Source organism: Thiobacillus sp. SCN 63-57 (assembly GCF_001725555.1).
Classification (GTDB): Bacteria; Pseudomonadota; Gammaproteobacteria; order Burkholderiales; family Thiobacillaceae; genus Thiobacillus.
On record NZ_MEGP01000050.1, the window covers coordinates 1 to 10,742 of the forward strand.

Annotated in this window: 11 protein-coding genes and 1 pseudogene; 2 read left to right on the plus strand and 10 right to left on the minus strand. The window is 57.4% G+C overall.

The window, feature by feature from the left end:
• From ABT23_RS14325 to ABT23_RS14355, 7 genes and pseudogenes are all read right to left on the minus strand, one after another.
• Positions 1 to 400: pseudogene (locus tag ABT23_RS14325) on the minus strand (sulfur oxidation c-type cytochrome SoxA); the annotation flags it as partial.
• Positions 401 to 775, minus strand: coding sequence for a sulfur oxidation c-type cytochrome SoxX (soxX, locus tag ABT23_RS14330; RefSeq protein WP_296636756.1), 375 nt, complete (start codon positions 773 to 775; stop codon positions 401 to 403). It lies immediately after the preceding pseudogene.
• 127 nt (positions 776 to 902) lie between these two features.
• On the minus strand, positions 903 to 1,607 hold the full coding sequence (locus ABT23_RS14335) for a pentapeptide repeat-containing protein (protein WP_296636759.1): 705 nt from the start codon (positions 1,605 to 1,607) through the stop codon (positions 903 to 905).
• Positions 1,608 to 1,707: 100 nt separating this feature from the next.
• Positions 1,708 to 2,175 carry a hypothetical protein gene (locus ABT23_RS14340; RefSeq protein ID WP_296636762.1) on the minus strand — a complete coding sequence of 156 codons (468 nt, stop codon included), beginning with the start codon at positions 2,173 to 2,175 and terminating at the stop codon, positions 1,708 to 1,710.
• A gap of 77 nt (positions 2,176 to 2,252) precedes the next feature.
• The gene (locus tag ABT23_RS14345; protein WP_296636764.1) at positions 2,253 to 3,719 is read right to left on the minus strand and encodes a twin-arginine translocation signal domain-containing protein; all 1,467 of its coding nucleotides are present in this window, start codon (positions 3,717 to 3,719) and stop codon (positions 2,253 to 2,255) included.
• Positions 3,720 to 3,770: 51 nt separating this feature from the next.
• Complete coding sequence (locus ABT23_RS14350) at positions 3,771 to 4,424, minus strand: TlpA family protein disulfide reductase (protein ID WP_296636768.1); 654 nt, start codon at positions 4,422 to 4,424, stop codon at positions 3,771 to 3,773.
• Between the two features lie 553 nt (positions 4,425 to 4,977).
• Complete coding sequence (locus tag ABT23_RS14355) at positions 4,978 to 5,460, minus strand: superoxide dismutase family protein (RefSeq protein WP_296636770.1); 483 nt, start codon at positions 5,458 to 5,460, stop codon at positions 4,978 to 4,980.
• Positions 5,461 to 5,472: 12 nt separating this feature from the next.
• Between ABT23_RS14355 and ABT23_RS14360 the strand changes: the two genes are divergently transcribed.
• The gene (locus ABT23_RS14360) at positions 5,473 to 5,736 is read left to right on the plus strand and encodes a hypothetical protein (protein WP_296636772.1); all 264 of its coding nucleotides are present in this window, start codon (positions 5,473 to 5,475) and stop codon (positions 5,734 to 5,736) included.
• 18 nt (positions 5,737 to 5,754) lie between these two features.
• Here ABT23_RS14360 and ABT23_RS14365 read toward each other — a convergent pair whose 3' ends face one another.
• From ABT23_RS14365 to ABT23_RS14375, 3 genes are all read right to left on the minus strand, one after another.
• On the minus strand, positions 5,755 to 6,276 hold the full coding sequence (locus ABT23_RS14365) for a DUF302 domain-containing protein (RefSeq protein WP_296636774.1): 522 nt from the start codon (positions 6,274 to 6,276) through the stop codon (positions 5,755 to 5,757).
• An 87-nt stretch (positions 6,277 to 6,363) separates the two neighbouring features.
• The gene (locus ABT23_RS14370; RefSeq protein ID WP_296636777.1) at positions 6,364 to 7,755 is read right to left on the minus strand and encodes a sigma-54 dependent transcriptional regulator; all 1,392 of its coding nucleotides are present in this window, start codon (positions 7,753 to 7,755) and stop codon (positions 6,364 to 6,366) included.
• The gene (locus ABT23_RS14375; RefSeq protein ID WP_296636779.1) at positions 7,752 to 10,409 is read right to left on the minus strand and encodes an ATP-binding protein; all 2,658 of its coding nucleotides are present in this window, start codon (positions 10,407 to 10,409) and stop codon (positions 7,752 to 7,754) included. Before ABT23_RS14375 ends, ABT23_RS14370 begins: the two co-directional genes overlap by 4 nt.
• Positions 10,410 to 10,539: 130 nt before the next feature.
• On the opposite strand from ABT23_RS14375, the gene ABT23_RS14825 reads away from it, so the two are divergent.
• A partial coding sequence (locus ABT23_RS14825; RefSeq protein ID WP_366367020.1) for a YfiR family protein occupies positions 10,540 to 10,742 on the plus strand: 203 nt, incomplete at its 3' end.

The window sequence follows — 10,742 nt, forward strand, 5'->3', positions numbered from 1 at the left end:
AGGTGACCACTTTTTTCATGGTTTCATCGTAGTAAGGGTAATTGCCGACTACATTCTTGCCACCTCCGGGAAAGCAATCGGCATACCGCTTGCCGTTGTTGAACTGGGTCTCCCACAACTGGCGGCCCTTGTCGATCTCGGACTCGAACGGCGGGAACGCCATCATGTTTTCATATTGCGCCTTGGCATCCGCGCTGAAGGCCAGCGCACCATGCACGTAGTCTTCGAATTTGATATCGGGGTATTTTTGCTGCACCGCCTGCACGCGGTTCAGCCGCTCCTGTTCCGGGGAGACGGACAGCGCTTCGGTACTGAAAGCCAGCATGCCCAGACAGGACAGCATCCATGTTGCTCGTTTCATGTTTCTTTTCTCTTTTAAAATCAGATGGCGGCCGGGCATTCACAGCCCATAAACGTAATCCACGACTTTGTTGATCTCCGCGTCGGTCAAGATCCTGTTCTTGCCGAATGGCGGCATGGCCGTGTCGGGGTTGGCGCGCGTAGCGTCCCAGATCTGTGCGTACAGATCTTTCCGATTCGGGAAACGTGCAGCCATGCCTATCAGCGGCGGGGCGATGTTGGTGTTGGTCACCGCTTTAGGCTCTCCGGGCATGGCATGACATGCCAGACAATTTCCCTTGCGGTTATCGAAAGCCAGTTCCTGCCCGGTTGGTTCCGGCTTGGATGCCTCCGCGGCCTGCGCAGAGGGGATGAATGTGGCAGTGAGCAGAAGGCTCAGGCTAGCTGCCGTGACGATTGCAATTTGTTTCTCCATCAGTCTTGCCCTGTCAGTTTTAATTAACGCCATAAAATTACGAACATTTTCTTCTCCCCCCGTACCGCGTGAGAAGAAACGGGAATAGATCCTGCCGGGGCGTAGCACCCTCGCCCGCGAAATGCGACTACCGCATGGCGCCGGGCTTTTCTCCGCTTTCACTCAAGGTATGCATATCGCAGGGGCCGGGCTTCAAATCAGGACAGGTCGTCGTGACATCGGTCGCCACCCCATTGACGTCGGCATGACTGAAATCGGCCTCATGCAAATTTGCGCCCATAAAATTCACATCGGTCAGATCGGCGAATAGGAAGCGGGACTCGTACAAATCTGTCCGGCTCAGATTCGCACCGGTCAGGATGGCCCCTTCCATATTGGAATATTCCAGCTTGGCCTCGGAGAAATCGGCACGAGCCAGATTGGCCATGTTTAGATTGGCGCGGCTCGATATCACTCGTTTCAGGTCGACGCCTTTCATATCCGCACCGCTCAGATTGGCCCCGCCGATGACCGCACCGCTCAGGTTGGCCTCAGTCAGTTTGGCTTGATAGAGCGTGGCGCCGATCAGATACGAACCGGCAAGATTGGCCCGGGACAGATCTGCGTGGGACAAATCAGCCCCCATGAGATTGAGACCAGCCAGATCAACCCCGGCCAGATCGCATTTCACGCAGGCATTGGTCGCAAGCAGTTGATCGCGGTTGCCCCTATGCTGCATGGGTGTTTGGGCAAAGGCCACGTGCACCATCCCCGCGCCTGCCACCAGGAATGCAATGCCTGTGATCAGGCCGGCCCGACAGAAGCGGGAATACCCGGGATGTGTCATCCGCATGTCTGCTCTCCTCTCCGGCACTAGCCGCCGATACCTGCCAGTGCCGGTAAGCACAGACCGTCATGCAGTTGCAGATACATCATGATTCCAGAACCGCGGCTCAATGCTTTCCCGCGTGATCCGCCTTCATGTCGCCCAGCAGATAACGAATTTGCAAAGGCTTCTGCCCCTTCATGGTCACGGTCAGGAGGATCCTGGTACCGGCAACAAGCCTGATCCGGGAATCTTTTCCAACCAGTTCGTTGGCGCCGGCCGGATTCAATTTCACCGTCATGGCTTGCGTGCCCGCGATGAAACGCAGGCTGGCGCTCGCGCCCTGGGTCGATTGGGGCGTATCGCCATGGTCGGTGACCCATACCTGGGCCTCGCCGTCCTTCACCACCAATTCGAAGTGGTACATCTCCGCCATGCGTAGCAAACCGCCGTGGTCGCCCTTGATGGTGGCCAGATATTCGTTACTGTGCGCCAGTGCCGCAGTCGGCAGGCCCAACGCAGATAGCAGCCCCAGGCAGGCAATCCAGCGCATTGCCGAGGCAAATGTATTCGCGATTGTTTTTTGAATATTCATGCTCGTCTTTCAGTTCTTTGATAATCTTTCCATCGGATATCCCCGTCGGCGGCGATGCCAGAGAACGAAACGTTCCGTTACACCGAAGTACTGCGCGAGAACTTCATGCCTTCCCAGCTTTCCGGTACCACGACGTGGTCGTGCATGCCACCGGGAACGGCAATACGGGCTTCGATCTTGTCGGTCTCGACGTTCAGAATCACCAAGCCGGACTGTCCGCCCTGGTTGCCGCTGTACACCGTAGTCATGTATTTGCCATCGACCGAGCAGTCGCAGGTGTGGGGATCCGGGCCGGTATCCCACTTCGCGGTCACCTTCCAGGTTTTGGTATCCACCTTGCAGATGTAGCCATTGTTCGGCTTACGCGCCCACATGGTGAAGTAGGCAAAACGCGAATCCGGTACGTTGCCCATATGCAGCGGCAGATATTTGTCGCCGAATCCTTCGACGAAGGCTTCCTTCTTCCATTTGAGCGGATTTTCATCGGTCGAACGGTAGATCGCGATGTTGTTCTGCAGCACGTTGTTACATGCACAGAAGTATTCGCCGCTCGTAATGAAGCCAGCCTCGTGCAAAGGCGTAAGTACAGACGGCACGGAGAAGGTCCAGGTGAAACCCTGTTGCCGGGTCAGCGGGAAATTGTCAGGCGCGCCCTTGGCGGTGGAAAGCAGCGCAACCACTTCCCAGGTGCGCGTATCGACGATCGCGCAGCAACCGAGGCGGCGAATCAGGATCGCCCCAAACGGCAGGGTCGGATGCCAGGTAAAGGCATCCACGAAGACCGCAGTCGGGTCGGCCGGCATCAACTCTTCGCCCAGCATCGCCTCGTGGGTCGTCTTCATGCCTTTGCGGCCCACGTAGTCGAACTTGCCGGTGGTGGCATCGGGGAAGATATGGCTGATGTGAAGCTGTCGCTTGACGGGATCGTAATCGGCACGGAAGGCCTTGACGATTTTCGGGTTGTCATCGATGGTGGTGATCAGCACCATGTCCTTCTGGCCATCCGCAAACGCGACATACTTGTTGGCGTTTTCGCCCACACCGATGGACACGTGCACCCCCAGCGACATACCCGTGGTCACGCCGATGTCGTTGACCACTTCGATGTGGTTTTGCTTGCCGCTACCGTCGTAGCGCATCTTGAACATCTTGAAATCGCCACGATCGCGCCATTCGGGGGAGTTCTCGTTGACATAAGGCGTCCCGGGCGGCTGCATGGTCTGGTAAAAGTCGAATCCCTTGTAAGGATCGGCCGAGGGCATGGCCGCGATGTGGTGCGGGATGGGCATGTTGACGCCCGCCAGGCCGTAGTTGTACCAAGCCAGGGTTTCCGGTACGGCGAGGTCAAGCGCCTGCACGTAGCCGCCGTACTTGCTCGGCAGCAGCACGACGTTACGATCGAATTTCTTGAAAAAATCGGCCTGCGCTTCGTTGAGCGGATCGTGGCGAGCCGCCAAGGCGCTCCCCGAACCCAAAACACCTGCTGCCCCGGCCATGCCGGCAGCGAGCGAACCTTGTATGAACTGCCTTCTGGAAATACTCATTAATTTAACTCCTTGCGTTGTATTGCTTTATGCAGACGCCCTAGCGTCGATTCAGATGTCGCCTTTCTTCCAGTCCTGCGGGCCGACGAAGACCTTTTCGATCGTGCCGTTGGCCGACAACAGGAAGCTGGTCGGCAAGCCGCGAATCCCCAGACGCGTAGAAACGCCTTTAGGGCTCAACACATCGTTGGGCGCCACATACATATCCCGCTTCAAGTTATGCTCCTTCTTGATCAGGCGCATGGTTGCCGCCGTGGAAGGAATCGCCTGCGTCGGGCCGCCCATCAGGTGCGTGCCCATCGTGTCCGCATTGATAAAGACGACGTTCGCGCCGCGTCCATATTTGTCCACGAATACCTCGGTCTTTTTCAGCTGTTCAACCGAAACCGGCACCGCAGAGATGAAAAACACCACCAGCGTCCGTTTGCCTGCCACCAGACTGCCGAGATCGGCCTTTTTTGCATTGGAGTCATAAATCTCGATATCAGTCGGCATTTTTGTGCCGACCGCCATCGGTTTGATGAACACTTCACCCCCCACCTGCTCGGCAGATGGGAAGGTTCCATCCTTACCATCCGCCAACACCACGCTAACGGGTATTGCAAGCAGCCCCAACGTGAAAAGAGCTGGCCCCGCCGTGCAAAGTGCAGAAACGACGCGTCGCTTCCCCAGCCCACCTGATACCGTTGTTGCCTTAGATTTCATCTGTAAATTCTCCTGTTGTTAAACCTTGTCGCACACCGACCTGAAATCAGAACCGGATGGCACACAACCGAACTGCCATCTAGAGATCTGGCGGCCAAACCACTCTCCAGAAAGCCCGCCCAACAAAGCTGCGACACCTTGTCGCGGTTGGTCTCTAGCACTTCCCATGCCAATTTAATTTATTATTTATTTTCAACAGGTTGAACACACGCCACCCCACTTTGTTTCAGTGAATGTTTCACGTTGAAAAAACTCGTCCGACCTGCGCAATCCCACATCACCCACGCAAAAAAACCGGTAGCGCAGGGCTACCGGTAAAGGAGGAGGAAATTGAGCGATTAGATGAGGCCAGACTTTCATCCACGGCTTAAGCAGCCATTGAATGGAAATGCAGAAAGCCTGGAATCAGCGCATCGTCAGTCTCTCTCTGGCGATCGTTGCGGGCTGAGCGCCCTCAAATGAATTGCGCTATATAGGGAAGGAATCGCTTGGATCGATCACGGGCAACCCCACAGACCGGAACAGACGAAACACTCACGAAGTGGCCGGACGCTTACATGCGCATATCGTTGTCCTGCTCGATTACACCACAGGCCACACGCGCACCGGAATTGCCGGCCGGATCGGAAAAATCGTCTTCTTTGGCGTGAATGACGATCGCGCGATTGACAATGGAATTGAGGCCGATCAACGCCAGACTCACACCCGGCACGTCCACACTCACGTTGGCGACGCCGTTCCGATCCGCTTCAATATTGCCGAGGTCGCCCAGATGATGTGCCTCGCCGGAGGGCGCGCCGTGGACCCCGCCAGAAGGCGCGAAATGACCGCCTGCACTCATTCCATCCGGTGAATCACAATTGCCGTTCACATGAATATGGAAACCGTGTTTGCCCGGCGTCAGGCCCGCCACGCTTCCTTTGATCAGCACGTTACTGTTGTCATGTTGAACCAGATGCAGCGTGCCATTCACTTGACTGCCTGAAATGGCCACCAGTTCTGCCGTCGCATTCGAGCCTCCATGATTGTGATCCATGGGAGACGCCACATGATGGCCATGGTGGGAATGCTCTGCCGCACCAGCCTGCCCTATCGCCCCAAGCAGCGCGGCAACGGCGATCCGACGCATATAACGGGTTTCAAGTCTCCCGTTCCATCTGTCCTTCATCAAATACTCCTTGTCATCGAATTGAGTGTATCCAGGGCACCTGTTCGTGCACTGCAGGAGGCGCAGGCCATTTCCGTTCCCGCCCTCAGCAGCTTGCTACGTATGGATTTGAACGATGCGCCGAGCGGGTTCGTTCCATTGTGAAACGAGCCCGTCCGGCCATCAGAACCCACCACTGGCCAAGCTATCCAGAATGGCGCGCAAGTCATCATCAAACTGCTTGAGGGTTGCCCTGCCTTCGTCTGTCAGATTCTTGTCGTTGGCAAGCAAGCTCAAAATATGGGCCGGACGCTGCATCATGACCGTGGTCTTGCCGTCATGCTCGATGAGCGCCAACCGGCATGGCGCAAACATCTCGAAGTTGGGCACATGATGGGTGACGGTGTAGGCCTTGGTCAGATTGCAGAACTCGATGAGCTGAAGCGGCGGCGCATCGATCCCGCGCCCCTGCAGGCCTTCCTGCACATTGAGCACGTTGATGATGGCGTAATTCCTGGCTTCGAGTTGCGAGATCAGCATATCGCGCACGGCCGCAATTTTGTCTGCCACGGTCACTTCGAACTTGAGCTCGGTTGCCACTACATGGGGTTCATCGGCCATGGCCGATGTCGCTGGCAAGATCGTCAGCAAGCCCAGTAAAAATAGCGTGTGACTGTTGCGTTTAACGCGGGAAAAAAACTTCATCACCTTCTCTCCTGTTTGTTTCAAACAACAGGCCGTGAATCGGCCCTGCCGAACTTGAGCAAACAGCATGCCAGACGATGCGGGACACTATTCGCGCCGGCTTGGCGTGAACTGGAGATTGAATTCGCGCATCTTGCGCCACAGGGTGGTACGGCCGATACCCAATTCACGCGCAGCCTCGCCGATATGCCTGGCACGCCGCAAGGCAGCCTCGATCAACATGCGCTCGGTCTTGGCAAGGCTGCCCCCCTCTCCTTGCGGCAATGGGACGGGGACATCGGCCTCTGATATGTTGCCCAGATGCTGCAACAGATCTTCTGGCAGGGCGTTGATATCGATCACCCCCTGCTCGTCAGCGAAAACCACCATTTGTTCCACGAAGTTTTCCAACTGGCGGATATTCCCCGGGTACGGATAAGCCTGTACACAGGCCAGGGCGCGCGGCGTCAGACTGAGTCCGCTGCGCTTGTACTTGGCACTGTAGACTCCGAGAAAACGCGTCAGCAACCGCTTGAGGTCCTCGCCTCGCTCCCTGAGCGGCGGCAGATGCAGCCGGATACCATTAAGGCGGAAATACAGATCGGAACGGAAATGTCCACGTTCCATGAGGCTGTCGAGCACCTGATTGGTGGCGGAGATCACCCGGATATCCACCTGTTTGCTCTTGTTCGATCCCACCCGGCGGATCTGCCGCTCCTGCAGTACGCTCAATAGCTTGGCCTGCATCGCGGGCGACAGGGTATCCACCTCGTCCAGGAAAATGGTGCCGCCATCCGCTTCCTCGAACAGACCAGCACGGGAATCGGTCGCGCCGGTGAAGCTGCCGCGCACGTGGCCAAACAGTTCGCTCTCCAGAAGCTGCTCCGGCAGGCTGGCGCAATTGATGCTGACAAAGGCATGCTCGCTGCGCGCACTTTTCTCGTGGATGAGTCGGGCAACACGAGTCTTTCCGGTGCCGGTCTCGCCGGTAATGAGCACGCTGATGTCGGTGGCTGCCAGCCGTTCCGCCTTGATCAGGGTCGCGCGCATCTGCGGAGTATCGGCCACGATGTCGTCTGCCTCGCGCGACTCCGCCGTGGGAGGGCTCCGCATTGCGGTGGCGTAATTGCGCAATGCCTGGCTGGCATGGATTTTTTCCAGAATATCGTGTTCGCTGAACGGCTTGGTGAGGTAATCAAATGCGCCCAGGCGCATCGCATCGACTGCCGATTCGATGCTGCCATAGGCCGTGATCAGGATCACCGGCAGGTGGGGCTTGATCTGCTTGATCTCGCGCAGCAGATCAATTCCGGACATGTCATCCATACGCAAATCGGTAATCACCAGATCGTATTCAGCCTGGCTCAAGATCACCAACGCCTGGCTGCCGCTTTCCGCCTCGCTGGTGTCGAAGCCGGCCCCCAGCAGCATGAGCGACAGGCTACGGCGCAGGCTTTTCTGGTCGTCCACCAACAGGATATGAAGAGGTTTGCTGCTCATGCCATCGCTATCGTACGGTCAAGGGTTGCGTCGACCGGCTCGGGCAAGGGTACGCGCACATAAAACCGGGTACCATGCCCCATCTGGCTTGCAATGCGGATACGACCGCCCCACTCCTGCACGAAGCGCTGCACGATGGCGAGCCCAAGCCCGGCACCATGTGAGCGCTGGGTATAAAACGGCTCGAAAATCAGCTTGCGCTCCAAGGGGGGGATGCCCTTGCCAGTATCCGCCACGACCAGCAGAAACCAGCCGGGATAGACGCGTACCGTGGCATACACATGGCCCCGGCCATGAATGGCCTGCGACGCATTGAGCAGGAGGTTCCACAGAACGACTTCCAGACCATCCGCATCGAACAGATGGGACATGGCGTTGCCCGAGATACCCGCTTCCACTTCGATCATTTGTCCCTGTTGCTGGACATGACGCTCCAGTGCTGCACACACCTTGTAAACCAGCGCTTCCAGTACCACGGGCTTGTTTGCCATCACACGCGGCTTGCCAAACATGAGGAAGTCGCGCGTCAGATTATCCAGCCGCGCCACCTCGTCCTGGATGATTTCCAAGGCATCGCGGCTTCGGCCCTCGTTACTGCGTTCCGCCTTCAACACCGCCAGGCAATTGGTAATGGCCGACAGCGGATTGCGTACCTCATGCGCCACCGAGGCAGCCATCTGGCCCAGCGCTGCCAGGCGTTCCGCGCGGATTTTGTTTGCCTCGGACAGTTTAAGTTGCTGGTTGATTTCGGACAATTGCTGGTAGCTATGGGCATTGTTGATTGCAATACGGACCTGGCCGGCAAGCAGTTCCCCCTTGGCCAGGGTAGCCTCGCTGAATTGCACCCGCTCCTTGCGTATCAACACCATGGCGCCGATCAGGCGTTCTTCGTCCAGTAGGGGAAACAGCGCCATCGCCCCCCAATGGCAACTCAATGGCTGTTCTGAAACCCATAACGCCTGACTGTCCGGCCACAGCATGGCACGTGGGCGGAAGTGGCCGTCGATATTATTCAGGAGCCGTGCGCATGAATGGCCGTCACGGCACCAGGCCTCCAGTTCAGCGGTACAAGCCTTGTCGCTGTCGGCAAACCATCGGGCCGCCAGAGTGAAGCGCCCGGGTTCCTTATCGCTGGGAAGCCAGACCAGCGCCCCTTCACTGTCCAGCAGGTCGGCGCTTTCGCTGCACACCGATTCAAGCACCCGCTTGAGGTTCAGGGTTGAGGTCATCATGGCCGATACTCGTAGCAAAGCGGCCCGGAATTCGTTGGCGTCAAGCCAACGATGGTAAAGCAGTGCATTGTTGACGATCGTGCCAATCTCCGCCGCCAACGCCTGCAACTGGCCCATGCGCTGGCGCAAGTGCTCACGATCTTCCATGAGCAAGCGAAGGTGACCGATCTCCTGGCCGCTCGCGGTGAGCGACAGGCAAACCGACTGATCGACCGTGCCGGAAGAGCATTCGTAATAGCTTCCCCCCGACTCCCTCACCAACTGACAGCTTTGCCCAAAACAGGTGGCGTTCGACGCCTTGGCCCGGATGGGCCAGTGCGATCCCAGTTGGGGCATATGTCGCTCGAACTCGTCGATTTCATCCGCCGGGATGCTCAGGATCAACTCGCCACAGGGGATACCCAGCAGTTGGTTGACCGCACTGGACACCACATCGAGCGCATTGTTGAGATCGGGCGAGGTCATCGCCTCGCGCGCCATGCGATTGCGTATCCTGAGTTCCTGATTGACGTTTCTGATCCTGCGTTGGGTGCGATGCAGCCGCCGGTTGGCGCGCATCAGAACATGGCGCGAGCGCTCAATGGTATTGAGTGCCAGCAGGAAACCGACCGACACCGTGACCATGACGCCCAGATAGAACATCATTTTGACCCCGTGCCACCCCCACCAGATGATGTCCCATAGTTTGGAGAAGTTAAACAGATAGGCACTCTGGGCAAATACCATCAGCAGACTGGCGATCACAAGTGCAAGGCTTTTCCGATACTTTCGGTAATAACCGTAAAACGCAACGGCATCGAGCGCATAGAGAAAGCTGGCCAGGTAATGCACGCTATGCGTGGTCGGCAGAAAACTCAGAGAATTGGGGTAGGTGCCTGACATCAGGTTCGGAATGAATATCTGATACAAGACTGCCACCATCAATACGACCAGCCCGCCCACTCCCACTGTGAGCATATCGCTGTGAGTAGGCCAGCGTTTCCGATCTGAGAAAATATGGGCCACGATGCCGGCCAGGATCAGCCCGCTTCCAGACAGGGAAGAGACGGTATGGTAGGCGACGAAATGGTGTAACTCCGGGCCCGGATTGGACCAGGCATGCAGGATGTCCATGACCCCCATGGACAGGAAAGCCATTCCGAAAAATGCCCCACCATAGCTCTTTTGTCTCGCGCTCACGGCCAGAATCATGCCGGCGATCATCAGTGCCACAAAACCGCAGAATGACTCGATCAGCATGTGGCTCTTGATCTCGACAAACTGCTGCGCAAGCAGATGAGGAGAAAGATTTCCAAACAGCAGGATCGGGAGTAAAAGCAGGAATACCACCCACAGCATCACGCCGGTCTCGAGCAGGTTGCCCGCCCGCTCCGATTCAGGCAGCCCGATTCCACGTTCCATTCGAAAAAATTTCACCTGCATTGCGTTTGCTCCAGCCTTGGCGACCGCGGATAAACCCTCTACTTCATGTTAGGTCAGCGCAGTCCGGACGAGGATTATCGGCTCACAATCCGCCCGGCACCAGCCAACCCTTGCGGCGGCTGGCTATCCAGTGGAAGAGCGTCGGGATCACCAGCAGATTGAGCAGGGTCGAGGCCAGATCGAGGTACGCCTCGGGGTCAGCGAGATCACCGCCTGCCACCTGCTGTTCATCGCCGGCAGCGAAGCCGCCAACCTCGGCAGCTGGCTGGAACGCGCTCACGCCCGGCAGATCGTCACCGTCTCGGACCTGCCAGGCTTTGCCCGCAGCGGCGG

Excerpts from the sequence above, each read along its gene's own strand:
- ABT23_RS14370 (WP_296636777.1), bottom strand. The coding sequence starts at position 7,755 with ATGAGCAGCAAACCTCTTCATATCCTGTTGGTGGACGACCAGAAAAGC.
- ABT23_RS14345 (WP_296636764.1), bottom strand. The coding sequence starts at position 3,719 with ATGAGTATTTCCAGAAGGCAGTTCATACAAGGTTCGCTCGCTGCCGGC.
- ABT23_RS14355 (WP_296636770.1), bottom strand. The coding sequence starts at position 5,460 with ATGGATCACAATCATGGAGGCTCGAATGCGACGGCAGAACTGGTGGCC.
- ABT23_RS14360 (WP_296636772.1), top strand. The coding sequence starts at position 5,473 with ATGATGGCCATGGTGGGAATGCTCTGCCGCACCAGCCTGCCCTATCGC.
- ABT23_RS14350 (WP_296636768.1), bottom strand. The coding sequence starts at position 4,424 with ATGAAATCTAAGGCAACAACGGTATCAGGTGGGCTGGGGAAGCGACGC.
- ABT23_RS14335 (WP_296636759.1), bottom strand. The coding sequence starts at position 1,607 with ATGCGGATGACACATCCCGGGTATTCCCGCTTCTGTCGGGCCGGCCTG.
- ABT23_RS14375 (WP_296636779.1), bottom strand. The coding sequence starts at position 10,409 with ATGCAGGTGAAATTTTTTCGAATGGAACGTGGAATCGGGCTGCCTGAA.
- ABT23_RS14340 (WP_296636762.1), bottom strand. The coding sequence starts at position 2,175 with ATGAATATTCAAAAAACAATCGCGAATACATTTGCCTCGGCAATGCGC.
- soxX (WP_296636756.1), bottom strand. The coding sequence starts at position 775 with ATGGAGAAACAAATTGCAATCGTCACGGCAGCTAGCCTGAGCCTTCTG.
- ABT23_RS14365 (WP_296636774.1), bottom strand. The coding sequence starts at position 6,276 with ATGAAGTTTTTTTCCCGCGTTAAACGCAACAGTCACACGCTATTTTTA.